The 26,450-nt window shown below is 38.0% G+C and carries 22 protein-coding genes and 1 riboswitch; of the genes, 4 read left to right on the top strand and 18 right to left on the bottom strand.

The annotated features are described in order from the left end of the window. Complete coding sequence (pcrA, locus tag ACM6HU_RS10780; RefSeq protein WP_016132503.1) at positions 1–2,235, bottom strand: DNA helicase PcrA; 2,235 nt, start codon at positions 2,233–2,235, stop codon at positions 1–3. Between the two features lie 12 nt (positions 2,236–2,247). Beyond that, a complete protein-coding gene (locus tag ACM6HU_RS10775; protein ID WP_016132279.1) occupies positions 2,248–2,937 on the bottom strand; it encodes a heptaprenylglyceryl phosphate synthase in 690 nt (229 codons plus the stop codon). Between the two features lie 515 nt (positions 2,938–3,452). Here ACM6HU_RS10775 and ACM6HU_RS10770 point away from each other — a divergent pair. The 3 genes from ACM6HU_RS10770 (at position 3,453) to ACM6HU_RS10760 (ending at position 5,235) form a co-directional block, all read left to right on the top strand. Beyond that, positions 3,453–3,833: a DUF2892 domain-containing protein gene (locus ACM6HU_RS10770; protein ID WP_016132278.1), complete on the top strand. Its 381-nt coding sequence runs from the start codon at positions 3,453–3,455 to the stop codon at positions 3,831–3,833. Positions 3,834–4,209: 376 nt separating this feature from the next. Beyond that, positions 4,210–5,055, top strand: coding sequence for an SPFH domain-containing protein (locus tag ACM6HU_RS10765; protein ID WP_016132502.1), 846 nt, complete (start codon positions 4,210–4,212; stop codon positions 5,053–5,055). 15 nt (positions 5,056–5,070) lie between these two features. Then, a complete protein-coding gene (locus ACM6HU_RS10760; RefSeq protein WP_016132276.1) occupies positions 5,071–5,235 on the top strand; it encodes a toxin-antitoxin system HicB family antitoxin in 165 nt (54 codons plus the stop codon). 61 nt (positions 5,236–5,296) lie between these two features. Here the strand turns inward: ACM6HU_RS10760 and ACM6HU_RS10755 are convergent, their stop codons facing one another. The 4 genes from ACM6HU_RS10755 to ACM6HU_RS10740 all read right to left on the bottom strand — a co-directional run bounded on the left by ACM6HU_RS10755 (position 5,297) and on the right by ACM6HU_RS10740 (position 10,776). Then, the gene (locus ACM6HU_RS10755; RefSeq protein ID WP_016132501.1) at positions 5,297–6,781 is read right to left on the bottom strand and encodes an amino acid permease; all 1,485 of its coding nucleotides are present in this window, start codon (positions 6,779–6,781) and stop codon (positions 5,297–5,299) included. A 198-nt stretch (positions 6,782–6,979) separates the two neighbouring features. Next, positions 6,980–8,551, bottom strand: a complete 1,572-nt coding sequence (gene gcvPB / locus ACM6HU_RS10750) for an aminomethyl-transferring glycine dehydrogenase subunit GcvPB (RefSeq protein WP_016132500.1) — start codon at positions 8,549–8,551, stop codon at positions 6,980–6,982. A gap of 29 nt (positions 8,552–8,580) precedes the next feature. Further along, the gene (gene gcvPA / locus ACM6HU_RS10745) at positions 8,581–9,969 is read right to left on the bottom strand and encodes an aminomethyl-transferring glycine dehydrogenase subunit GcvPA (protein WP_016132499.1); all 1,389 of its coding nucleotides are present in this window, start codon (positions 9,967–9,969) and stop codon (positions 8,581–8,583) included. Between the two features lie 30 nt (positions 9,970–9,999). Further along, positions 10,000–10,776, bottom strand: coding sequence for an SDR family NAD(P)-dependent oxidoreductase (locus ACM6HU_RS10740; RefSeq protein ID WP_016132272.1), 777 nt, complete (start codon positions 10,774–10,776; stop codon positions 10,000–10,002). 187 nt (positions 10,777–10,963) lie between these two features. Here ACM6HU_RS10740 and ACM6HU_RS10735 point away from each other — a divergent pair, with 187 nt between their 5' ends. Beyond that, complete coding sequence (locus tag ACM6HU_RS10735; protein WP_016132498.1) at positions 10,964–12,370, top strand: sigma-54 interaction domain-containing protein; 1,407 nt, start codon at positions 10,964–10,966, stop codon at positions 12,368–12,370. 83 nt (positions 12,371–12,453) lie between these two features. On the opposite strand, the gene purD is transcribed toward ACM6HU_RS10735, so the two are convergent. The 12 genes from purD to purE all read right to left on the bottom strand — a co-directional run bounded on the left by purD (position 12,454) and on the right by purE (position 25,566). After that, the gene (gene purD, locus ACM6HU_RS10730) at positions 12,454–13,719 is read right to left on the bottom strand and encodes a phosphoribosylamine--glycine ligase (protein WP_016132270.1); all 1,266 of its coding nucleotides are present in this window, start codon (positions 13,717–13,719) and stop codon (positions 12,454–12,456) included. A 275-nt stretch (positions 13,720–13,994) separates the two neighbouring features. After that, the gene (gene purH / locus ACM6HU_RS10725; RefSeq protein ID WP_016132497.1) at positions 13,995–15,530 is read right to left on the bottom strand and encodes a bifunctional phosphoribosylaminoimidazolecarboxamide formyltransferase/IMP cyclohydrolase; all 1,536 of its coding nucleotides are present in this window, start codon (positions 15,528–15,530) and stop codon (positions 13,995–13,997) included. A 24-nt stretch (positions 15,531–15,554) separates the two neighbouring features. Then, the gene (gene purN / locus ACM6HU_RS10720; RefSeq protein WP_016132268.1) at positions 15,555–16,142 is read right to left on the bottom strand and encodes a phosphoribosylglycinamide formyltransferase; all 588 of its coding nucleotides are present in this window, start codon (positions 16,140–16,142) and stop codon (positions 15,555–15,557) included. Continuing rightward, positions 16,139–17,179, bottom strand: a complete 1,041-nt coding sequence (gene purM / locus ACM6HU_RS10715) for a phosphoribosylformylglycinamidine cyclo-ligase (RefSeq protein ID WP_077295398.1) — start codon at positions 17,177–17,179, stop codon at positions 16,139–16,141. Before purM ends, purN begins: the two co-directional genes overlap by 4 nt. A 116-nt stretch (positions 17,180–17,295) precedes the next feature. Further along, positions 17,296–18,711 carry an amidophosphoribosyltransferase gene (purF, locus tag ACM6HU_RS10710; protein WP_016132266.1) on the bottom strand — a complete coding sequence of 472 codons (1,416 nt, stop codon included), beginning with the start codon at positions 18,709–18,711 and terminating at the stop codon, positions 17,296–17,298. Next, complete coding sequence (gene purL, locus ACM6HU_RS10705) at positions 18,696–20,915, bottom strand: phosphoribosylformylglycinamidine synthase II (RefSeq protein ID WP_016132495.1); 2,220 nt, start codon at positions 20,913–20,915, stop codon at positions 18,696–18,698. The genes purF and purL overlap by 16 nt, the downstream gene beginning before the upstream one ends. Further along, positions 20,899–21,582: a phosphoribosylformylglycinamidine synthase subunit PurQ gene (purQ, locus tag ACM6HU_RS10700; protein ID WP_016132494.1), complete on the bottom strand. Its 684-nt coding sequence runs from the start codon at positions 21,580–21,582 to the stop codon at positions 20,899–20,901. Before purQ ends, purL begins: the two co-directional genes overlap by 17 nt. Beyond that, positions 21,579–21,833 (bottom strand): phosphoribosylformylglycinamidine synthase subunit PurS, encoded by a 255-nt coding sequence (gene purS, locus ACM6HU_RS10695; protein WP_016132493.1) that lies wholly within the window; start codon positions 21,831–21,833, stop codon positions 21,579–21,581. Before purS ends, purQ begins: the two co-directional genes overlap by 4 nt. Beyond that, positions 21,826–22,545 carry a phosphoribosylaminoimidazolesuccinocarboxamide synthase gene (gene purC / locus ACM6HU_RS10690; RefSeq protein ID WP_016132262.1) on the bottom strand — a complete coding sequence of 240 codons (720 nt, stop codon included), beginning with the start codon at positions 22,543–22,545 and terminating at the stop codon, positions 21,826–21,828. The genes purS and purC overlap by 8 nt, the downstream gene beginning before the upstream one ends. Before the next feature lie 89 nt (positions 22,546–22,634). Then, positions 22,635–23,936, bottom strand: a complete 1,302-nt coding sequence (gene purB / locus ACM6HU_RS10685; protein WP_016132492.1) for an adenylosuccinate lyase — start codon at positions 23,934–23,936, stop codon at positions 22,635–22,637. Further along, on the bottom strand, positions 23,933–25,084 hold the full coding sequence (gene purK / locus ACM6HU_RS10680) for a 5-(carboxyamino)imidazole ribonucleotide synthase (RefSeq protein WP_016132491.1): 1,152 nt from the start codon (positions 25,082–25,084) through the stop codon (positions 23,933–23,935). Before purK ends, purB begins: the two co-directional genes overlap by 4 nt. Continuing rightward, positions 25,081–25,566 carry a 5-(carboxyamino)imidazole ribonucleotide mutase gene (purE, locus tag ACM6HU_RS10675; protein WP_000839362.1) on the bottom strand — a complete coding sequence of 162 codons (486 nt, stop codon included), beginning with the start codon at positions 25,564–25,566 and terminating at the stop codon, positions 25,081–25,083. The genes purK and purE overlap by 4 nt, the downstream gene beginning before the upstream one ends. 110 nt (positions 25,567–25,676) lie before the next feature. After that, positions 25,677–25,778: riboswitch (purine riboswitch) on the bottom strand. Positions 25,779–26,450 lie beyond the last annotated feature (672 nt).

Below are 26,450 nucleotides of genomic sequence, written 5' to 3'. Positions count from 1 at the left end.
CTATTGTTTCGTTACAGGTGCAAATTTTGCTAATAAACGTTTAATGCCAATTGGGCTTGGGAATGCAATATCTAATTCTTTTGCATCTCCTTCACCTTTCACACTTACAACTGTACCAACACCCCATTTTTGATGGGACGCTTTATCACCTACAGCCCAGCCAATTTGCTCTCCTCCTGTCGTTTTCACAGTTGGACGCACAAATGCAGAGCGGGAACGTGTTGTCGTTGTTGTTGCCCCAGCCGTTCTTCCTTTTGCACTAAATGTCTCACGCTTTGGCGCTGTTTCATTTAATGGTTCTAGCAACTCCGTAGGAATTTCTGAAATAAATCGAGATGCTGCATTCATATTTGTTCTACCGAATAAAGTACGCATTTGGGCATTTGATAAATATAACTCTTCTTCCGCACGAGTAATACCTACATAAGCAAGACGGCGTTCCTCTTGCATTTCATCTTCTTCCATAAGAGAGCGAGTATGCGGGAACACTCCTTCTTCTAGTCCAACAATAAAGACAACTGGGAATTCAAGTCCCTTTGCCGAGTGCATTGTCATTAAAATAACTTCTTCACCCGCAGTTGGATCCTCATCCACGCGATCAATATCTGCAACAAGTGCCAAATCTGTTAAGAAAGCAACAAGACTCTTATCTTCACTTTGCGATTCAAATGTCTGTGTAACAGATAAAAACTCATCTAAGTTTTCAAGTCGTCCTTCTGCTTCTAAAGAACGTTCATTCTTTAGCATATCGCGGTAACCCGTTTTCTCAATCACTTCTTCTACTAGTTCCGTAACAGATAAGTATTCTTGCATGTTTACCCAATTGTGTAATTGACTTGCAAATTCTTTTACTGCTTTTGTGATTTTTGCACTTACTCCGACATGTTCAATTTCATCCATTACAGCCGTTAATGAAATCCCATTTTGCACGCCGTAGTTAATAATTTTATCGATAGACGTGGCACCGATTCCTCGCTTCGGCATGTTAATAATACGTGCGAAGCTAATCTCATCATCTGGATTTGCAATTAAACGTAAGTATGCCAAAATATCTTTAATCTCTTTACGATCATAGAACTTAATGCCGCCGACAATTTTATATGGAATATTAGACTTTAAGAAAATCTCCTCGACCATACGAGACTGGGCGTTTGTACGATACAGAACCGCAAAATCTGTATATTTTCGATTTCCCATTTGAATTTCATCGCGAATTTTTTTTGCAACAAAATATGCTTCATCCTTTTCCGTTGCAGCACGGTAATACGAAATCTTGCTTCCAATTTGATTGTCTGTCCATAATTTTTTCGGTTTACGATTTGAATTTTTTTCAATTACAGCATTAGCCGCATTTAAAATATTTTGTGATGAACGGTAGTTTTGCTCTAACAAGATAACCTGTGCATTTTCGTAGTCTTTTTCAAATGACAAAATGTTAGAAATGTCCGCCCCACGCCAACGATAAATGGACTGGTCAGAATCACCAACAACACAAAGGTTTTTAAAGCGAGCAGCTAATTTATTTACAAGAATGTATTGGGCTCTATTCGTATCTTGGTACTCATCCACATGAATATATTGGAACTTACGCTGATAGAATTCCAATACTTCTGGAACACGTTCAAATAAATGGATCGTCGTCATAATTAAATCATCAAAATCTAATGAGTTATTTTTCAAAAGACGTTTTTGATATTCCGTATATACATCGCTTGTTAATTTTTCAAATGGATCCGCAATTGAAATTTGCTTTGCATATTTATCAGCAGATAACAATTCATTCTTTGCATTGCTAATACCAGATAAAATAGAACGTGGATCGAACTTTTTCGGATCAATATTACGCTCTTTCATAATCTTTTTTACAACCGTAAGTTGATCACTTGCATCTAAAATCGTGAAGTTACGATTAATTCCGATACGATCAATGTCACGTCGTAAAATACGTACGCACATTGAGTGGAACGTAGAAATCCAAATATCTTCCGCTTCCGGGCCAACAAGCTTATCGATACGTTCACGCATTTCACGAGCCGCTTTATTTGTAAAAGTAATTGCTAATACATTCCAAGGTGCTACACCTTTTTCACCAAGTAAGTATGCGATGCGATGTGTTAGCACACGCGTCTTACCACTACCAGCACCAGCCATTAATAGAAGTGGTCCGTTTGTTGTTTGCACTGCCTTTTGTTGCTGAGGATTTAAACCATTTAATAATTTATCAGTTATACTCATATGTGCCTGCACCTACTCTCCTTTTACAGCTTTTACTGTTTGTAAAGCTGCTTTTATATCATCATAAATTACATTTCCTACAACGACTGTATCAGCGTACTGTGCCATTTCTTTTGCTTCTTTCGCACTTGAAATTCCACCGCCGTAATACAGCTTTGCTTGTTGTAATTCTGCTTTTACGTTTTTAACGAGTTCAATATCTCCGTAAGTACCGCTATATTCTAAGTAGAAAATCGGCAACTTCAGAAGCTTGTCTGCCATACGTGCATATGCAATCACATCATCTTCTGTTAAATCACATTTCGCTTCTGTAAGCTGAGCTACCTTTGCTTCTGGATTTAAAACACAATATCCTTCCATGAAAATTTCATCCCAGTTCATAATATCCCCAAATTCCTTCAATGCCTCATGATGAATTCCCGTTATCCATTCCACTTTTGGGCTGTTTAAAACACTTGGAATGTAATAAAAATCAAACCCTGGTGTAAGAGCTTCAAGATCAGAAACCTCTAACACACAAGGAACTGCATATCTACGAATGCTTACTAGCATGTGTAATACATTATCAATTGTTACCCCGTCACTTCCGCCTACAATCACTGCGTCTGTTCCAGATTCACAAATCATTTCTAAATGTTCATCGCTTAATTCCTTATTCGGATCAAGCTTAAATACATGTTTCCACTGTGAAATATCGTACATGAAAACACCCTTTCTTTTGTCTATTCACCTTTATGTGCTGGTTCAAAAAGGAGGATCTAGAGAGCCGAGCTATTCGAGGCGCTGCAGCCAGGAGGATACGGAGTATAGCTTATACTACATGAGTACCGGACTGGCACAGCAGCGAAGAAATGCGAAGGTTATCTTGACCGGACTTTTTAAACTTCCTTTTACAATACACGTTTAAAAAGGAGAATCTAGAGAACCGAGCAGTTCAAGGCGCTGCAGCCAGGAGGATACGGAGTGTAGCTTATACTACATGAGTACCGGACTGGCACAGCAACGAAGAAATGCGAAGGTTATCTTGACCGGACTTTTTAAACTTCCTTTTATGCATTCTTACATTATAACAAAAAAAGACACCTATACACACGTCCAATCCAACATCTTTTTCACCGTCAAATGTTGGATTACATATCGCAAAACTTACGTGGAATAATAACAACTGAAATAGTGTTTGCTATTTCTAAGCTGATGAAGAAGGAGTGTTTTCTTTGATGAAGCAAAACATCGGCATAATGAATGCTTTAATCCGAATTACATTCGGTTTGGTCGTACTAAGTTGTAGCACAGCTAAACTCACACGTAAACCATGGTGCACTTGGTCAAAGGTTTTGCTGTGGCTTAGTGCAATGAAAATTGCAGAAGGAATCTTGCGTTTCTGTCCTATTACTGAAGCATGTAAATTCGGAAAATATATAAACATGGGTGCCTTTAAAATACCTAGCATGGATTTTAATAAAAAAGGACATGCTAAACAAGAAGAAGTAAGTCACACTTCCAGTCCTGACAAACCAGGATCAAAAGGAAGTTATGATGCTTCTGACAAAGAGATTGAGTCAGCGATTGAAGAAGCAATCCTGGCGAAACCGCTTTGAATCATTTGTCACAATGCAAGATGCTCTCAAAGGGACTTAGCTGCTGCAGTGGGCGGCTAAGTCTTCTTTATTTTATCACAAAACAGAACTAATGTTCTTTTTTGTTTTATTTCCCCTAAGAGATTCCATTGAACTACCCCCACCTAATCTCTTTGCTTTTGCTGAATTCTGAGGTGGAGGTCTTACTGCCCGATAATGCGGGATAAATAACTGTAGCTATATATTAATTTGAGATGTATCGCGCCGCACACCTAAAAAACTAATTTCCCCGTTCTTCTAAGAATCATTTTTATTTTTTTCAGAAAATTAGACTTTCCTCCCTTGCATTCGATGATATAAAAATGATATCATTTTTATATCAGAAGGAGGCGATTATATGAGAGAAAAACAAGTGTTTTATGTAAATGGTTTTCTAGGTATTATTGGTCTTTTAGCTTTATCCGGTATCGGTGTGTTTTGCCTCGTACAAGAAATATTTGTAGTAGCTGTACTTTGTCTAATTTTAGCTGCGATTCTTGCCACCGGTATTGGGATTGTCCAACCAAATCAAGCAAAAGTGATTACGTTTTTTGGGAACTATTTAGGAACAATCCGTCAAAATGGATTATTTTTAACAATTCCATTCGCACTTCGTCAAACTGTTTCTCTTCGCGTTGAAAACTTTAATAGTAAAAAACTAAAGGTAAATGATGTAGAAGGGAACCCGATTGAAATTGCAGCTGTTGTCGTTTATAAAGTTGTCGATTCAGCAAAAGCGATTTTTGGGGTTGAACATTATGATCAATTCGTCGAAATTCAAAGTGAGACAGCAATTCGCCACGTTGCAACGAAGTATCCGTATGATAATTTTCAAGATGATAATTGCATCACACTACGTGGAAATGCCGAAGAAATCTCTGAGGAACTAAGACGTGAATTAGAAGCGCGCTTAAATATTGCTGGTGTAGAAGTACTAGAAACTCGTTTAACACATTTGGCTTATGCAACAGAAATTGCACATGCGATGCTTCAGCGTCAACAAGCGAAAGCTGTTCTAGCAGCACGAAAAGAGATTGTCGAAGGTGCTGTGAAAATGGCGAAAGATTCGATTCATATGTTAGATGAAGAAGGCGTACTCGATTTAGATGATGAGCGTAAAGCAAACATGGTTAACAACTTATTGGTTGCCATCGTTTCAGATAAAGGTGCACAACCAGTTATTAATACAGGAAGTCTATATTAAAGGTTGTATGTAATTATGGCCAAAAAGAAAAGCTTTCCATTACGTATTGATCCTGAATTGCACGCAGTCATCGAAAAATGGGCGGATGATGAATTTCGCAGCGTCAACGCACACATCGAATATTTACTTCGAGAAATAGCAAAGCAAAAAGGAAAACTAAAAAAAGAGAAAGAGTCTTAAATTTATGTTAAATGGCTCTCTTCCCTACACAAAAACACACCCGCGTTCAGCGGGTGTGTTTTCACAAATCATCTCGACTAAAGTCACACTCTTTTAACGGGACAACCTGCGTCTTTTTAATAAACTTATAACCTAACCAAAGAATAAGAAACACTGGCACACTAATATACGATACAAGCATTCCATACCAGTTAATCTCCCCTCCAGAAACCACTTCACTTCCTTGTCCAATAATAACAATGATGCATAATACTAACGTAAACAACGGACCAAAGGGATACCATTTCGCCTTAAATTTGAGTTCATTTAGGTCTCTCCCTTGCGCCACGTATGCTTTACGAAATCTATAATGACAGATTGCGATTCCAATCCATGTTAAAAATCCCGTTAACCCCGTCATATTAAGCAACCATATATAAACAACGCCATCGCCAATGAACGATGATAAAAAGACAAGTAATCCAAAAATAATATTAGCATACAAAGCATAGGTAGGGACCCCTCTTCTATTTACCTTGCGCAAAATTTTAGGCGCTTTTCCTTCTTGTGCAAGAGCCCAAAGCATGCGAGTAGAAGCATACATAGAAGAATTGCAAGCTGAAAGCACAGAGGTTAAAATAACAGCATTCATTAATGATGCCGCAAATGCAAGTCCAGCTTTTTGAAAAACTAAAGTAAATGGGCTAATAGAAATATGATCCACATCCGATTTAAGAAGACTCGGATCTGTATATGGAATAATAATCCCGATTACGGCTATAGCCAACACATAAAAAATTAACACCCTCCAAAAAACACTACGAATTGCCCGAGGAACATTCCGCTCTGGATCCTCACTTTCACCAGAAGCAATACCAACCATTTCTGTACCTTGAAAGGAGAAACCTGCAATCATGAAAACACCAACTATAGCCAAAAATCCTCCTTTGAAGGGAGCCTCACCTATCGTAAGATTATGAAACCCTACTGCCGGGCTAAAGAATATACCAAGTATCATGAAAATACCAATCACTAAAAATAGAATAATTGTAACGACCTTAATACCAGCAAACCAAAATTCCGATTCACCATACCCTCTAACAGATAGTACATTTAATAAAAATATAAGTGTCAAAAAAAGCATCCCCCATAGAACATCCGAGGATTCTGGTAACCAGTATTTCATAACCAAGGCACCTGCTGCCAACTCAGCTGGAATGGTTGTAGCCCAGCTTAGCCAATAATTCCAACCAAGTGTAAATCCAAATGCTGGATCAACAAACCGAGTTCCATATGTTTCAAATGAACCTGACGTTGGAAGATATGTTGCCATTTCACCAAGACTTGTCATCAAAAAATAAACCATACATCCGATAGCAAGGTACGCAACAAATGCTCCTCCCGGTCCCGCTTGACTAATCGTAGCACCGCTTGCAACAAATAACCCCGTACCAATTGCACCACCAATTGCAATCATAGATATATGTCGTGGCCTTAAGCCACGATTCAACTTCCCATCTATAGTAGATGGTGTTCCAATATTTGATTTTGTCTCTAAATTATCCATCATCTCACCTCTCTCTTTGCAACTTTCCTAAAAAATAACCGATTCACTCTATGCAAAATCAAGTGATTCGTTTCAAAATATACAATGTCCTCTCTTTCCTGCTCTGAATATTCAGACTATTAAACCCACAATAATAGAATTACTATGTTATAGAACGAAAGGCAATCAAAAACAATTCTGATTGCCTTCCCATTTCATTCAAATCAATTCTAGTAACTGCACCTTCTTCTGATACGCTCTCCATGTAATACACCATTTTTTCGGATTATCGAGAAAATCCTGTTCATCTAATTTGTGAATCGTACTATTTTGTGGAGCGTTTTGAATGACTTTGGGATTTTCATAGGCTTCCTTAGAAATTTGTTCAAGGGCTGCTATATACTCATCTAAGTCAGTCTTAGAATAGCTCTCAGTCGGTTCAAGCGTGAACGGCTGGGGTACGATATATGGATGGTGACTCGTCCAATAGTGCAAGCCGAAATCCGTCATTCTTCTTTGGACATCCTCTGTTGTAATACCTGTTTCATTTTTCATCTCTTCCCAGCTATAGCGAACTTGCTCAAGGCGCTGTCCTTTTACATATGGAGCACTTGCACCACGAATCTTTTGTACTTTGTGATACATATAATTGTTATTTAATACAGCTGTTTTCGCCACTTCTTTTAATCCTTCTGGACCAAGGGCACGAATCCATGCATAAGACCTGAGAATTGTTTGTGCTACCCCATGAAAAGCGCGCACTTTTCCAATGGAATGTTTCAGGTCATTGTTTAAATAATATTTTCCTTCATCGCATTCCACAATTGGCCCAGGTAAATATTCTTTTAGCTCTTTTCTCACTCCAAGTGCACCCGTCGCTGGCCCACCACACATATGCGGAGCAGCAAATGTTTTGTGAAGGTTAAAAAAACACATATCAAATCCTGCTTCTTTCGCTCTAGTAATTCCAAGGAGACCATTGGCATTTGCCTGATCATAGTAACAAATCCCACCAGCTTCATGTACGACCTTTGTAAATTCTTTAATTTTCGAATTAAAAATCCCTGTATCTTCAGGATTTGCAACAACAAATCCCGCTGTCCGCTCTGAAACAACTGCCTTTAATTTTTCTATGTCAGGGAATCCATCTTTATCGGGATGAAGCGTAATGATTTTAAAGCCTTTAACAGCTGCTGTAGCCGCTTGTGAAGGATGAGAAAAAATAGTTGTAATAATTTCATTACGTTTTTCCCCTTCTCCGCGAGATTCATGATATTTTCTTACGATAGAAGCCATAGCAAATAATGCTTGCGTACCGCCACTCGGTTGGAATGAAAAATGATCCATACCAGAGATTTCTCTCATGCAAAGATCCAATTTGTATATGATTTCTAACATCCCTTGAACAGTGCTTATATCTTGAAGAGGATGCAGTTCCATTATTTTAGGATTTCGTACTAACAATTCATTAATTTTAGGAATATATTTCATTGTACAAGTACCTTGCCCAATTTCAACGTTAAAATCTGACCCTAACGTCTCTTGCGAAAGTCTCACATAATGCCTTAACACACGCGCCTGACCGATTTCTGGAAGTTTCGGTCTTTCTTTTCTATACATAGAATTAGGAATCTGCGAAACCCCATCTCCAACTTCCTTCACAATCGTTTGATCAACTAATGGAACCTCTACTCCTCTTTCTCCTTGCTGGTGAAGTTCAAAAATAATTGGTTCATTCCATTTTGCTTGATGAAAGTCACGAACTTTACTATTCCTTTTAATTTTTTTCATGAGTCAATTCTCCTTTCTGTCCATCTATTTTAATTCGTCACAACTTCCTGAAGAGCATCAATTAACCGATCAAGGTCTTCCTTCGTATGGACTTCTGTAACGCAATATAAAGCACATTGGCCAAATATAGGAAACTCTTTTGAAATATCCTTTCCTCCAAATATCTGCTTTTCTAATAATTTTTTATTTATGGTTTCTACCGATAAACCAGTTTCATTAAAATCGACAAGAAATTCTTTGAAAAATGGAGAACTTAATCTTGAACCTCTCACTCCAGGAATTTTGTTCAGTTGTTTTACTGCATATTGACTATTTTGCATAATGGTTTGACCTAATTCATACATACCATTCGGTCCAAGTAACGATAAATAAACCCCAGCTGTAATTCCCCATAACGCAGTTTGTGTACCAACTGATTCTTTTCCTTTTTCACGAAGGGCAAAAGATGTCCGATCATAAGCCACATCGCCAAAGCCATACTCCCCTTCTTTTACTGTTGGCACAATTCCAAATAGACGTGAAGGATATTCATTAATAAACTTTTCTTCATCCCTTGTAGCAATGAATCCCGCTTGCCCTCCGCTATAGTTCATATGCATACCAAGCGGCTGCAAATCACCACAAACAATATCCGCTTGATAGTGACTTGGCGGCGCCAACACTCCAAGTGAAATTGGATCAACACCAACTACTACTAGTGCATCATTCTGCTTCGCAATTCCCGCAATTTCCATACCTTGTGATTCAATAAACCCTAAATAGGAAGGATTTTCAAAATAAATGGCTGCCACATTAGAAGAAATCTTATTCTTTAAATCTTCTAAATCTAGAAGACCATTCTCAGCATCATAACTAACAAAAACAAATTCAAGATCTGGGGAGCCATAATTTTGAATAATTTTCATTCTTTCAGGTGATACGGTTTGCGCTACTAATACCTCTGTTCTTTTTGTTATACGAGCAGCCATCCGAATCGCTGTAGCTGCTGCTTGCCCCCAATCAAACGTCGGTACATTTACAACATCCATATCAACAAGTTCAGCTACTAGACTTTGATATTCAAATAACGCTTGGAATCTACCATGATCCTCGTAAGGTTCACCGGCATATGCCGTCAGAAATTCCGATCTTTGATTCACTTCATCGCAAACTGCTGGTACAAAATGCTGCCAGCAACCTGCTCCTAGAAAGTTTAGATATTCACTTGTACTCGTGTTCTTACACAATATTCCTTCAATGAGGCGACGCAATTCGTATTCTGTAAGCGCCTTTGGTATGTTCATTTCCTCTTTCAACTTTAGTTCATCTGGTATACAAGCGTATAATTCCATCACTGATTCAGCGCCTATTTCTTTTAACATCTCTTCCTTTACTTCAGGTACCATATTTGGAATGTAAGGATGTACCTTTTTCGTCATCTTAATACCCCCTTATTAAAATTCTTTCAATTATGCTAAACCTCCACCATCAACAACAAGTTCTGTTCCTGTCACCCAAGATGACAAATCGCTAGCTAAAAATAAAACACCTTTTGCGATATCACGAGGCGTACCAATTCTTGATAGAGGCCGATCTGTTGCTGACTCTTTCAAAAATGTTCCCTCTTCCACATTTAATTGCTTCGCCTCGTCACGTAGTAACTGTGTATCTGTATCACCAGGACATATACAATTCACTCTAATATTTTGCGGACCATGATCAATTGCCATCGCCTTCGTTAAGTTCACAACCCCGGCCTTCGCAGCACAATAAGCAGCTGCTTTATCGCCTCCTTTTAGCCCCCATCCGGAACCTGTGTTGATAATGCTCCCACCTTGCTTTTCAGCCATAATTGGAATGATATATTTAGATAAAAGATATACACCTTTTAATGAAACATTAATAACTGAATCCCATTCCCTTTCCTCTAATTCAACAACTGTTTTTCTTCTAATAATTCCCGCATTGTTAAACAACACATCTACATTTCCATATACCTGCCTAATACGTTCACTGACATTCTTACAATCTAACTCACTTGTTACATCGCACTTCAAAAACTCTGCTCGCTGTCCATCATCTCGTAAACTCTGTGCGGCCTGCATACCTTTTTCTTCATCAATATCTAAAAGAATAACGGTAGCCCCTACTTCAGCAAAAATTGTTGCAGTCGCATACCCAATTCCTGATGCCGCCCCAGTTACAACCGCCACTTTATCCTTTAATTGAAAATAATCTCTTTCCATAAAAAGCCTCCTTTATTTGCATCTGCTTTTTATTAAGCAAAAATCATGCCAATGTTATTGCATAGAAAATCCTTATCATAGCAAGCAATCTTAGTACGATTGTTTGACATTTTTGACAAACGTTTGACACTTTTGTATTTTTCAGAATTATCATACAATGGTTATATAATAGAGAGGAGGTTCTAAATTGTCTACAATCACAGCAATCACAAAAATTATTTATACCTTTTCCGAACTCTTACAAATAGAAATTGCCTATTTCAACCATGAAGGGCTATTAGTTTCTTCAACGGAAGAATATAAAAAGAAAAAAGGAGAACGTGTCTACCTCCCCTTTTTCCAAAAACTATACGAGCATCCCATTACCTTTGTACATAAGCCAGGACATATGAATATGTGTCATGGTTGTCACTTTCAAAAGAGCTGTCCATCAACTGCAGAAATTATACAAAATATGATTCAAAATGAACGCCACTATGGCTATCTTTCATTCGTTAGTTTTTCCAAAGATAAGCAACAAAAATTACTCGATCAGCAAAAAGACTTTATCTATTGGATGGAAAAATTAAAAGAAATTATTACTGAGATTATCCATGAAATGAATTATTCTACTTCCAAAATAGGAACAAAATTAAAACAAACTGAATATATCCTTGGAAACAGCTATACATTACAAAACATAAAAGAAATCTTAAAAAATATGAAAAGTAGTACTTCCTCTATCGTGATTACAGGAGAAACCGGGACGGGGAAAAGCTTAATGGCAAAACTAATTCATGAACAAAGCATGTTCCAAAGGGGAGATTTCATTGAAATAAATTGTGCTAGTATTCCTGAATCGTTATTCGAGAGTGAACTCTTCGGCTATGAGGAAGGCGCATTTACGGGAGCAAGAAAAAAAGGAAAACCAGGTTACTTTGAAATGGCTGATCGAGGAACACTATTTTTAGATGAAATTGCCGATCTCCCTCTCCATTTACAACCAAAACTATTGAAAGTGCTGCAAGATGGTGTTGTACAAAGAATTGGTGGAACACTTCCTAAAAAAGTGAATATCCGGATTATCGCTGCATCTAATCAATCATTAGAAAAATTGATGGAATCTAAACAATTCCGTTCCGATCTTTACTACAGACTAAATGTTATTCCTATCCATTTGCCACCATTAAGAGAGCGAAAAGAAGACTTAAAAAAACTAGTTCCCTTCTTAATTGAAAAATTACAAACAAGAACAGGAAGATTCATTCAAACTCATACAGATGATTTTTTAGAAAAGTTAAAGCAATATCACTGGCCCGGGAACATTCGTGAGCTAGAGAATGTTTTAGAATATAGCATGAATATGGAGAAAAGCGGCCAATTAACTGAATCATCACTACCAGCATTTCTTCAAAATAATTCGGATTTGCTGCGTTCATCCACAAAACAACATGGTGCATTACAAGAGGCTGAAAAAGAAAGCATTATTCAAAAACTTCATGACTATGGTTATGATTATGAAGGAAAAAAACAAGCCGCTGCTGCTTTAGGAGTAAGTGTACGAACGCTATACAGAAAAATGGAGAAACTCGGAATATCTGAGCCAACTAGATAATATACTACTTTTATTATTAGAACTTGCTTTTTTCATAAAAACTATTAAACCAAAAAAGAAGCTAACATAAAACATGTTAGCTTCTAGCAATCGACCTTTTCAATTGCGCGATATCCGATATCACTTCGATAAAATAAACCATCACTCTCGATTTTTTCTATCTCTTTATATACTTTATCCTTCGCTTCTTGTAAGTTTTTTTCCTTACAAGCAACAAATAGTACACGACCACCGTTTGTTACGAAATCTCCATGCTTCATAGCTGTACCTGCGTGAAAAACAATTGCATCTTCTAATGTATCTAATCCGCGAATAATAGCGCCTTTTTCATATGCTTCCGGATATCCGTTTGAAGCAAGTACGACACCAATAACCGCTTCTTCGGACCATTTAAGTACTAATTTTTCTCCATCTAAAACGCTATTACATACATCAACTAAATCATTGTCTAAACGAGGCAGTACAACCTCTGTTTCCGGATCTCCAAAACGAGCATTAAACTCAATTACTTTTGGGCCTTCGTTTGTTAAAATAAGGCCTGCATATAAAATACCTGTAAATGAACGACCTTCTTTGATCATCGCCTGAGCGGTTGGATGTAAAACCGTTTCAATCGCTACTTCAACCGCTGATTCTGGAATTTGTGGTACTGGAGAATATGCACCCATTCCTCCTGTATTCGGTCCTTTATCACCATCAAAAGCGCGTTTATGATCTTGTGCAATTACCATTGGATAAACAGTTGTTCCATTTACGAATGCCATTAAAGAGAATTCCTGTCCATCTAAAAACTCTTCAATAACAACCTTTTTACTTGCTTCACCAAATTTCACATCTTGCAGCATTTCTTTTACAGCTTGTAATGCCTCTTCTAACGTCATTGCCACTGTTACACCTTTACCAGCTGCTAAACCGTCCGCTTTAATAACAATTGGTGCACCAATTTTTTGAATATACGCTACTGCTTCCTCATAATTCGTGAACGTTTCATATGCTGCTGTTGGAATATCGTACTTTTTCATCAATTCTTTTGTAAAAGCTTTACTGCCCTCAATCACGGCCGCTGCTTTATTCGGACCAAAAACACGAAGTCCTTCTGCCTCAAAACGATCGACAATCCCATTCATAAGCGGAATTTCGGGACCGACGAATGTTAAACCTATATTGTTCTCTTTCGCAAACAGAACAAGTGTATCAAAATCATTTTCATCAATAGCAACTGGCGTTGCCACATCTCTCATACCTTCATTTCCTGGTGCTACATATACCTTTTCCACTTGCTCAGACTGTGCAAACTTCCAAGCTAAAGCATGCTCACGTCCACCGCGGCCAATTACTAAAACATTCATATGTCATCCTCCATTATTCAAATAAGTACAAACCAGGAGCAATGCCCCTAGTTTGTTTCTACTCGTTCATGCTCAAAAAGAAGATTATCTTGACCGGACTTTTTGAACTTCTTCTGACAATATAAGTTTAAAAAGGAGGATCAAGAGAACCGAGCAGTTCGAGGCGCAGCTGCCAGGAGGACACGGAGTGTAGCTGACACTACATGAGTACCGGACTGGCAATGCAACGAAGAAATGCGAAGGTTATCTTGACCGGACTTTTTAAACTTCCTCTATTAATGTTTGAAATGACGTACGCCAGTGAACACCATCGCAATGCCAAACTCATCAGCTTTTTTAATAGAATCTTCATCACGAATCGATCCGCCTGGTTGAATGATTGCTGTAATCCCTGCTTTAGCGGCCTCTTCTACTGTATCTGGCATTGGGAAAAACGCATCAGATGCAAGCGCACTACCTTGTGCTTTATCAGCAGCTTGTGTAATAGCAATTTTCGCTGAGCCAACGCGGTTCATTTGTCCGGCTCCAACTCCAATTGTCATATTATCTTTTGCTAAAACAATTGCATTTGATTTTACGTGTTTGACAACTTTCCAAGCTAGTTTTAAATCGGCCCATTCTTGCTCTGTTGGTTCACGTTTTGTTGGAACTGTAATTGTATCTTCATCTAGCGCTAGCGTATCTTCTTCTTGAACAAGAAGGCCACCTTGTACAGAAGTTAATTTTTTACTTGCATTTACTGCTTTTTCAATATTTACAGTTAAAAGGCGTAAGTTTTTCTTACTTTGCAACACTTCTAATGCTTCCTCTGAGAAGGAAGGTGCAATAATAATTTCTAAGAAAATTTCATGTAATTTTTCTGCTGTAGCTTTATCAATTTCACGATTCGCTGCAATAATGCCGCCAAAGATCGATACTGGATCTGCTTCGTAAGCACGTGTATATGCTTCATGAATATCAGTACCAACACCAACTCCGCATGGGTTCATATGTTTTACTGCTACCACTGCTGGTTCTGTAAATTCTTTCACGATGCTAAGCGCTGCATCTGCGTCATTGATATTGTTGTAAGATAGCTCTTTTCCATGTAACTGCTCTGCATATGCAACAGAAGACGTTGCTGCAAATGGTGCTTTATAGAATGTTGCTTTTTGATGCGGGTTTTCTCCGTAACGTAAATCTTGTTTTTTCTCGAATGTTACTGTTAATGTTTCTGGGCTTTCTTCTCCCATTTGTTCAGTTAAATAGTTTGAAATTAATGCATCATATGCCGCTGTATGACGGAATACTTTTGCTGCTAATTTACGTTTTGTTTCGTCTGTAACTTCACCGTTTTCTTTTAACTCAGCTAGTACAACATCATAATCTGTTGGATCAACGATTACTGATACAAATTTATGATTTTTCGCAGCTGAACGAATCATTGTTGGACCACCGATATCAATATTTTCAATTGCATCAGCAAATGTCACATCAAGTTTAGCAACTGTTTCTTTAAATGGATATAAGTTTACAACAACAAAATCTATTGGCTCAATACCTAATTCATTCATTTGCGCTACATGAGTTTCATTGTCACGTACTGCAAGTAAACCACCATGGATGTTTGGATGTAATGTTTTCACACGTCCATCCATAATTTCTGGGAAACCTGTTACTTCAGAAATCCCGATGACTTGTAAGCCGTTTTCTTCTAATAATTTTTTCGTTCCGCCTGTTGAAATAACTTCAATCCCTTGTTCAAGTAATCCTTTAACAAATTCTACAACGCCTGTTTTATTCGAAACACTTACTAATGCACGCTTTTTCATTTATCCTTCACCCCTAGTTGAATGTTATTTAACAGTTGGCTCTTCTATAAATTGAACGATTTCGTTCACCGTATCTACGTACAATCTATGTTCAACTTGCTGAATTTTCTTTTGTAAACTCTCTCTCGTATCCGTTTCAGAAACTGTTACTGCTTCTTGTGCGATAATTGGTCCTGTATCCATCCCTGCATCTACATAATGAATTGTCACACCAGTTACTTTCACACCCGCTTCTAATGCTTGACCAACAGCATCTTTCCCTGGAAAACTCGGTAATAATGATGGATGAATGTTAATGATTTTCCCACCATAGGCTTCTAATAATGTTGGCCCGATAAGACGCATATATCCTGCCAAAATAACACAATCAATCTCGTATTCTCGCAGTTTTTTTAATATCCCATTTTCAAATGCTTCTTTTGATTCATATTCTTTCGCTGAAAAAGCAAAGCATGGAACATGATGATAATGCGCTCGTCCGATAACACGTGCCTCGGGTTGATCACATACTAGCAAACTAATTTCAGCATGTAATCTTTTTTCTTCCACTGCATTAATTAGTGCTTGGAAGTTAGAGCCGCTCCCAGAGGCAAAGACTGCCAATCTACTCATAGTTCTGCGCCTCCATTAAAAGTAACACCTGATCCTTTTACAGTACGTCCAATAATATGTGCTTTTTCTCCTTGTTCTGCAAGAAGTTGAACAACAGCTTTTGCATCTTCTTCTTTTACTGCAACTACCATACCAATACCCATGTTAAAAATATTGAACATTTCTTTTTCTTCTAATTTTCCAACCTCTTGAAGTAAGCTGAAAATCGGTTGAATTTGCCAAGAACCTAGTTCAATTTCTGCACCGATTCCTTCCGGCAACATACGTGGAATATTTTCAATAAAGCCGCCACCTGTAATATGTGCCATGCCATACACTTCATACTTTTTCAATAGTTCTAAAATAGGTTTGACATAAATTTTCGTTGGTTTTAATAGTTCTTCACCAAGAGGTAGTTCTAAGCGACCATGTATACGATCTAAAGATAGCTGTCCGTCTTCCAATAACACTTTTCGTACTAAAGAATACCCGTTACTATGAATACCACTAGATGCTAAACCAATTAATACATGACCAGCTTCAATAGACTGACCTGTTACAATTTTCTTTTTATCAACAATTCCAACAGTAAAACCAGCTAAGTCATACTCTTCAGTGGAATACATACCTGGCATCTCAGCTGTCTCTCCACCAATTAATGCACAACTCGCTTGGCGACAACCTTCTGATATACCTTTGACGATGTTTTCAATTTTACTAGGTTCTGCTTTACCGCAAGCAATGTAATCAAGGAAGAAAAGCGGTTCTGCCCCTTGGACAACAATATCATTTACACACATCGCTACTGCATCAATACCAATTGTGTCATGTTTATCCATCATAAAAGCGAGCATCAATTTTGTACCCACGCCGTCTGTTCCAGATACTAATACAGGTTCTTCTAATGCAAATTTTGATAGATCAAACATACCTCCAAAACCGCCAAGACCGCCTAGTACTTCTTTTCTCATTGTTGTTTGTACGTGTTTTTTCATGCGAGATACCGCTTCATATCCAGCTTCAATATCCACTCCTGCTTGCTTATATGCATTCGCCATCGTTTTTTACACCTCGTCTTTTAATTTCTCCCACCCAAGCGGGCACTCTCTTTATAGAGTATGTTTTAGGAAAAAGCTAGCTTCTACTTAAAATGAAGTAGAAGCTTCTCGCCTTTTTATTTCATACTTTCTAAAAGCTCTTGCTCATAATCATAAAGAGCTGTTGGATAATCTCCATTAAAGTAAGCCATACATAAGCCGCCGTATTTCCCTTCATATGGACGTCCAATTGCATCTACTAAGCCATCTTCACTTAAAAATGTTAAAGAATCTGCACCGATGATTTGACGTATTTCTTCTACAGAGTTATTTGCTGCAATTAATTCTTTTCTCGTTTGAATATCAATTCCATAGAAACATGGGTACTTAAGTGGCGGAGAAGCAATTCTCACATGTACTTCTGTCGCTCCTGCCTCACGAAGCATGCGCACAATACGTTTACTTGTTGTTCCTCGTACAATGGAATCGTCAATCATTACAACACGCTTTCCTTCAACCACGCCTCGTACTGCTGAAAGCTTCATTTTTACCCCTTGCTCACGCAATTCTTGAGAAGGTTGGATAAAGGTACGACCAACGTAACGATTTTTAATTAATCCTAATTCGTATGGAATTCCTGTTGCTTCTGCATAACCGATCGCTGCCGAAATACTAGAGTCTGGAACACCTGTTACAATATCTGCTTCAATTGGAGCTTCCGTCGCTAAACGTTTTCCCATATTTTTACGTGCTGCATGAACGTTAATGCCAGCAATATTAGAATCTGGACGAGCAAAGTAAATGTATTCCATACTACAAATTGCATGGTCTACTTCGTTTGTAAAACGATCTACTTGAATACCCTCGTCATTAATGATAAGTAGTTCTCCAGGTTCTACATCACGAATGTATGTTGCACCAACTACATCAAAAGCACATGTTTCAGATGCTACGACATACGCATCCCCCATTTTCCCAATTGAAAGTGGCCGGAATCCATTCGGATCTAGTGCAACAATCATTTCGTTTCCTGTTAGTAAAAGATACGCAAATGCGCCTTTTACTTTGTTCAATGCATCTTTTACGCTCTCGATTAGTGAACCTTTTGTATTACGTTTAATTAAATGAAGCAGTACTTCTGTATCTGAACTTGTTTGAAAAATACTTCCTTCTGCCTCTAATTCACGGCGAAGCATTTTTGCGTTAATTAAATTTCCGTTGTGAGCTAACGCCATACTATGATCAGAGAAACGGAATAGTAATGGTTGCACATTTGCTACTTCACTTCCGCCTGCTGTCGCATAGCGCACGTGTCCAATTGCTGATTTTCCATTTAAGCCTTCTAGCTCACCTCTTGAAAACACTTCTGATACTAAACCTAACCCCTTATGGCCAACAATTTTCTCCCCGTTATTGACAACAATGCCCGCGCCTTCTTGCCCACGGTGCTGCAAACTATGCAATCCGTAGTACGTAACTTGTGCTGCATTTTCATGCCCCCAAATTCCGAAAACGCCACATTCTTCATTTAACCCCTTTATTTCAGCAAGCATGGGATTGCCCCTTTCCAAGCCTTTCTCATTTCATCAACATTTGCTGTAAGTAATACTTCATTTTCTTCATTGTGAATTGTTACTTCATTCGTATTTGTGACTTCCCCAACTTGAATTGCTTCTACTGATTTCTCAAATGCTTCTTGTTGTTCACGTTTTACTGTTATGACAAAGCGTGATTGTGATTCCGCGAATAATGCCGCTGTTGCTTCTCCACCTAATTTCACAGTAGCACCTAAGCCTTTAGCGCCAATTGCACTTTCAGCAATCGCAACCGCTAAACCACCTTCTGCAACATCATGTGCAGATTGTACAAGTCCTGCTTGAATAGCTTCTAGTAATTGTTTTTGGCGTTTTAATTCTACTTCTAAATCGATGCTTGGTGATTGACCAAAGATTTTACCGTATACCATCTTTTGCAATTCACTTCCACCAAACTCAGCTTTCGTTTCACCAATTACATAAATAAGATCGCCATCTTGCTTAAACTCTTGTGTTGTTACATGTTTTAAGTCATGAACAAGACCTACCATACCAACAGTCGGTGTTGGATATACAGCTTCACCACTACGTTCATTGTACATTGATACGTTTCCGCCGATAACTGGAGTTTGTAATGTGCGACAAGCTTCACTCATACCATCTACTGACTTCTCAATTTGCCAGAAAATCTCTGGTTTTTCTGGGTTACCAAAGTTCAAGCAATCTGTAATTGCAAGTGGTTCTCCACCAGAACATACGATATTACGTGCTGCTTCTGCTACTGCAATTTTACCGCCCATTTCAGGATCTAAGTAAATGTAGCGAGAGTTACAGTCTGTTGTCATTGCTAATGCTTTCTCTGTACCACGTACACGTACAACTGCCGCATCTGATCCTGGTGTAACAACTGTACTTGTGCGTACTTGATAATCGTACTGATCATATACCCACTCTTTACTTGCAATCGTTGGTTGTTGTAATAGAGCTAGTAATGTCTCTCTATAGTTATCTACTTTCGGCGTTTCCATCTTCATTTCTTGGAACTCTTTAAAGTACGTTGCCTCTTTTGAAGGCTTATGATAAATTGGTGCTTCTTCTGCTAATGCATCCGCTGGTACTTCCGCTACCATTTCACCTTTATGGAATAATCGAAGCATTTTATCTTCAGTTACTTTCCCCATCGTAACTGCCGCAAGTCCGTACTTTTCAAATAAATCTACAATTTCTTGTTCTCTACCTTTTTTCACCACAATCAACATACGTTCTTGTGATTCAGATAACATCATTTCGTATGGTGTCATACCTGTTTCACGTTGTGGTACATCGTCTAAGTACATTTCAATACCCATTCCTGCTTTACTTGCCATTTCTGCAGAAGATGATGTTAAACCAGCTGCTCCCATATCTTGAATTCCGACAAGAGCATCAGATTGGATTAGCTCTAGGCATGCTTCAATAAGAAGTTTCTCCATAAATGGATCGCCTACTTGTACTGCTGGACGTTTCGCTTCTGAACTCTCAGATAATTCTTCTGATGCGAAAGTTGCACCGTGAATGCCATCACGTCCTGTTGAAGCACCTACGTACATCACTGTATTACCAGCACCATGCGCCTGCCCTTTTTTAATATCTTCATGATTAATTAAACCAACGCACATTGCATTTACAAGTGGGTTTCCTTCGTAACACGGATCAAACTGTACTTCTCCGCCCACAGTTGGAATACCGATGCAGTTACCGTATCCTGCAATCCCTGCAACTACTTCTTCAAATAAATATTTTACGCGTGGTGATTGTAGTTCACCGAAGCGAAGTGAGTTTAATAATGCTACTGGACGTGCTCCCATAGAGAATACATCGCGAATAATACCACCAACACCCGTTGCCGCACCTTGATATGGCTCAATTGCTGAAGGGTGATTATGGCTTTCCATTTTAAATACAACCGCTTGGTTATCACCGATATCTACAATCCCTGCACCTTCACCAGGTCCTTGTAGTACACGCTCTCCTGTTGTTGGGAACTTACGAAGAACTGGTTTTGAGTTTTTATAACTACAGTGCTCTGACCACATAACAGAGAATAGTCCTGTTTCTGTGTAGTTCGGCAAACGACCTAAAATCTTTTCAACCATGGCAAACTCTTCGTCTGTTAGCCCCATTTCCGCATATATACGTTCTTCTTTAATTTGTGTTGGATTTGGTTCAAGCATTAACGACATATGTTTCCCTCCAATGTTTCAAAATAGATTGAAAGACTTTTAACCCTTCAGCGCCGCCAAGCAATTCACTCACAGCACGCTCTGGATGTGGCATCATGCCAAGTACATTTCCTTTTTCATTTACAATACCTGCAATATCTGAAACGCTTCCGTTTGGATTGTCTACATAACGGAATGCAATTTGGTTCTTTTCTTCTAATTCTTTAAGAGTTGCTTCATCGCAGTAGTAATTTCCTTCACCATGTGCAATTGGAATATTGATTACTGCACCTTTTTCATATTGCGATGTAAACATCGTTTCGTTATTTTCAACACGTAACTGAACAGTACGGCACATAAACTTTAAGTTTTCATTTCGCATTAGTGCACCTGGTAACAATCCTGACTCAACTAAAATTTGGAATCCATTACATACGCCTAAAATCGGCTTTCCTTGCTCAGCTGCTTTTTGTACAGCCTTCATTGCATTGGCGAAGCGAGAAATAGCACCACAGCGAAGGTAATCACCGTAAGAGAAGCCTCCTGGTAAAAGAATTGCATCATATTCATCTAAATTCTCTGCATCATGCCAAACGTAGTCTACCTCTTCGCCAAGCTCATCTTTAATTGCATGAAACATATCAACATCACAGTTCGAACCTGGAAAAACGATTACGGCAAATTTCACTGTGCGACAACCTCCTCAACTTCGTAATGATAATCTTCCATTACAACGTTTGCTAATAGTTTTTCACACATTTCTTTTACCTTGCTATCCAGATCAGTTACTGATTTATCGATTGTTAACTCCATATATTTACCAATGCGGACATCTTGTACTTCTGTAAAGGAAAGACTGTGAAGAGCACCTTTCACTGCTGTTCCTTGTGGATCTAATACGCTCTCTCTTAATGTTACATATACCTTAACTTTATACATGTGAAGCTCCCCCTAAACGTTTTAAAATTTCTTCATATGCCTCTGTTAAATTACCTAAATCACGGCGGAATACATCTTTATCAAATTTCTCATTACTCTCTTTATCCCATAAACGGCAAGTATCTGGTGAAATTTCATCCGCTAATACGATTTCGCCTTCTTCTGTTAGCCCAAACTCTAATTTAAAATCTACTAATCTTACACGACAGCTTGCGAAGTGCTCAATCAATACTTGATTGATTTGTAGAGCTTTTTCTCTTAATGTACTTACTTGCTCTGGCGTTGCAACGTTTAACACACGGATATGATCTTCTGTTACAAGCGGATCTCCTAAATCATCATCTTTGTAGTAAAATTCTACGATTGGTGCTACAAGTGCAGTTCCTTCTTCCATTCCTAATCGCTTTGAAAGACTTCCTGCAATTACGTTTCTTGTGACAACCTCTAATGGAATAATGCTTACCTTTTTCACAAGTTGTTCTGTGTCTGACAGCTTCTCAACAAAATGTGTTTTGATTCCCACTTCTTGTAACTTTCTGAATAAAAGAGTTGTAATCTCATTGTTCAGACGACCTTTTCCTGTAATTGTCGCTTTTTTCTCCCCATTGAAAGCAGTAGCACTATCTTTGTACTCTACCCAAACCATATCTGCTGCTTCTGTACGATAAATTCTTTTTGCCTTACCTTCATACAGCAATTCTAGCTTTTGCATTTCGCAAGCCCCCTGTAGTTTGAAAAATATGAATATTTTTTTTATAAAGAATGGCACAGAATCACTCTATTCTGTGCCATATAAAATTATCAGTTTAATCCAAGACGTTCAAAAATTGTATCAACATGTTGTAAGTGATGCTCGTAGTTAAAGCATTCGTTGATTTCTTCTTGTGTTAATTTGCTTGTAATACGCCCATCAGCTTCTACAAGCTCTTTAAATTGTACTTGTGTCTCCCAAGCTTCCATCGCTTTAGGCTGTACGATATCGTAAGCTTCTTCACGTACCATACCTTTGTCGATTAGCGTAAGCATTACGCGTTGAGAGTAAATTAAACCGTATGTTCTTTGCATATTACGCTTCATGTTCTCTGGGAATACCGTTAAGTTTTTCACGATATTACCAAAGCGATTTAACATGTAGTTTAATGCGATTGTTGCATCTGGTAAGATAATACGTTCTGCAGAAGAATGTGAGATATCACGTTCATGCCATAATGGAACATTCTCGTAAGATGTCATCATATAACCACGGATAACACGAGCTAAACCAGTCATATTTTCAGAACCGATTGGATTTCGTTTATGTGGCATTGCAGAAGAACCTTTTTGCCCTTTCGCAAATGCCTCTTCCACTTCACGTGTTTCACTCTTTTGTAAACCACGAATTTCGACTGCCATTTTCTCAATAGATGTTGCGATTAATGCAAGTGTTGACATGTAATGTGCATGACGATCACGTTGCAATGTTTGTGTTGAAATCGGAGCTGCTTCTAGCCCTAAGTTTTCACAAACATATTTTTCTACGAATGGATTAATGTTCGCGTATGTACCAACTGCACCAGACAATTTACCAACGCGAACTGTATCAGCTGCTTGTTTGAAACGGTCTAAGTTACGTTTCATTTCTTCATACCAAAGACCAAGTTTTAAACCAAATGTTGTTGGTTCTGCATGAACACCGTGTGTTCTTCCCATCATAATTGTGTACTTATGCTCTTTTGCTTTGTTAGCTAAAATAGTAATGAAATTTTCTAAGTCGTTTAGTAGAATTTCATTTGCTTGTTTTAAGATATAAGATAAAGCTGTATCTACTACGTCTGTAGATGTTAAACCGTAATGTACCCATTTGCGTTCTTCACCTAATGCTGGTGTTTCTGATACAGCACGAGTGAAAGCAACTACATCATGACGTGTTTCTTTTTCAATCTCATAAATACGCTCCATATCGAATGCTGCATGTTCACGAATTTTTTTCACATCTTCTTTTGGGATATCACCAAGTTCGGCCCATGCTTCACATGCTAAAATCTCAACTTCTAACCACGCTTTAAATTTGTTCTCTTCTGTCCAAATCGCACCCATTTCAGGGCGTGTATAACGACTAATCATTTTTTTCCCTCCAACAGTTGTTCTTGATGGTCCCAAATATGCAATTCTTGCGCTTTGTCTAAAGCATCTTCAACATTTTCATTTAAAATATTTACATGCCCCATTTTACGCTGCAGCTTTGCTTCTTCTTTTCCATACAAGTGTAAATAGCACCCGGTTAATCTATTCACTTGCTTTAGGACCCCTTCTATATGTTCGCCTAAAATGTTTACCATGACAACTGGTTTTAACAAAATTGTTTCTCCAAGAGGTAAATTACAGATTGCTCGAATATGTTGCCCAAATTGACTTATTTCACATGCATCCAGTGTATAATGTCCAGAATTGTGAGGTCTTGGTGCTAATTCATTAATATAAATCTCACCATCTGCCGTAGCAAACATCTCTACCGCTAGTGTTCCCACAAGCTGCAGTTCATCCGCTAGTACCTGTGCATATTCAATTCCTTTTTGTGAAAGCTCTTCTGTAATACGAGCTGGTACGATGGATTCATGTAAGATGTTATTAACGTGAATATTTTCAGCTACTGGAAATACCTTCGTTTCACCACTTACGCTACGAGTTACAATAACTGATATTTCTTTTTCAAATGGCACCCATTTTTCAAGAATACATTCAGCTTGACTGGCAAGCTCCCTTGCTCTTACAACATCCGTCTCACTTCTTAAAACAACTTGCCCTTTTCCGTCATATCCTCCTGTTGTTGTTTTTAACACACAAGGAAAGGAAAGTTCCGTAATTGCTTCTAAAAGTTCATCTTGCTTCTTCACAAGTCTATATGGTGCTACTGGTAAACCAGCCTTTACGATTGCATTCTTTTCTGTAAAACGATTTTGCGTTTTGTTTAATAACTGACTGCCTTGTGGTAAATACGCATGTTTTTCAAGCCATTGTAAACATCTATAATCAATATTCTCAAATTCATATGTGATAACATCGCTTATTTCCGCTAAATGCTGAATCGCTTTCAAATCATCGTAAGATGCAACAATTTCGATATCAGCAACTTGTGCACATGGTGAATGTTTTGCCGGATCTAATACAGCAATTTTATAACCCATTTCCTTCGCTGCTAGCGCCATCATTCTTCCAAGCTGGCCACCGCCAATAATTCCAATTGTTTTTCCCGGTAAAATGATTCTTGTCATATCAGTTCACTACCTTCACGCACATTTTTCTCAATTGCTTCTCGTCTGAGTTCTAATGCGTCATGTATGTCATCATGAAATGATCCAAGTATTTGTGCTGCAAGTAGTCCTGCGTTTGTTGAACCAGCCTTACCAATCGCAACAGTCGCAACTGGAACCCCTCCTGGCATTTGAACGATAGACAGTAAAGAATCTAAACCATTTAACGCTTTTGATTGAACAGGAACACCGATTACAGGAAGATTTGTCTTCGCTGCAACCATCCCTGGTAAATGAGCGGCTCCCCCAGCTCCAGCAATAATAACCTTTAATCCACGTTCACGAGCTGTTTCTGCATATTCAAACATATAATCTGGAGTCCGATGAGCGGATACAACTTTTTTCTCATACGGAATGTGTAATTCATCTAAAATGTCACAAGCATATTTCATTGTTTCCCAGTCTGACGTGCTTCCCATTATGACTCCAACTAGTGATTTCATATTAGAATCCCCCCGATTCAAATAAAAAAAGCCTGAAATAGAACAGTTTCTCTTTTACTATGAGAGAAAGCGCTCTACTCAGGCATACGTATCCCTTGTGAATAGAAAAATACCGAGTGACTTTCCCCCATAGTCTAACGAATAACGGTCGTTAGGTAGAGACTTGCAGGCCATATCCCCGCGATTATATGAGGTGCGATATAATATTGTTTCTATGGATATATTAACAACATTTCATAAGCCATGTCAACAAATAATCGAATGTTTTTTTGTTAGTTATTGATATCGTTCGTGTTTTAGTTATATTCAAAAGAAGAAGTGAAAATATATGCAAGTGGGAAAGGGAATTAGGATAGGCGTATAAGATGCAATCATATGAAGATCTAGCCATGTAGCGATAAAATACCTTAACCAGGATTTAATCGAATTTCATTTTCTAAATTTATCACAATAACAGTTATGTATTTTCAAATTCATACTATGTATAACCTTAGCATAAGAAGAAGTAATCAAATTAAGGTTCAAGTAATATCATTTTTTGTATATTTAAGTGAAGCTCATGATACTATTACTATAAGTTCACACTAATTTATAGGTGGATTAATTATGCAGAACCTTAATGTATGGTCATATTTATTTTTTTCATCGCAGTAACTGGTGCAATTATTGATTCTTCCTTTATAACATCTCACTTTTTCTACTATCATTACTTCAAACCTATACTGCTTGTAGAAATAATTAGTCCATTATCGGAATTATTCTAAGTTCGTTCGGAAAACCTGGAAAACCAAAACAAATCGCTATTATTTTAAACAGCCTCTTCTTTTTTCTTTTTTAGCATTGCTAAATTTATGGATTACTACATTTGGCAAATAAAAATATAT

Source organism: Bacillus sp. IT-79MI2 (genome assembly GCF_949768135.1).
Classification (GTDB): Bacteria; Bacillota; Bacilli; order Bacillales; family Bacillaceae_G; genus Bacillus_A; species Bacillus_A pseudomycoides.
The sequence above is the reverse complement of the archived record's forward strand: the minus strand, read 5'-3'. Positions and strand labels throughout refer to the sequence as shown.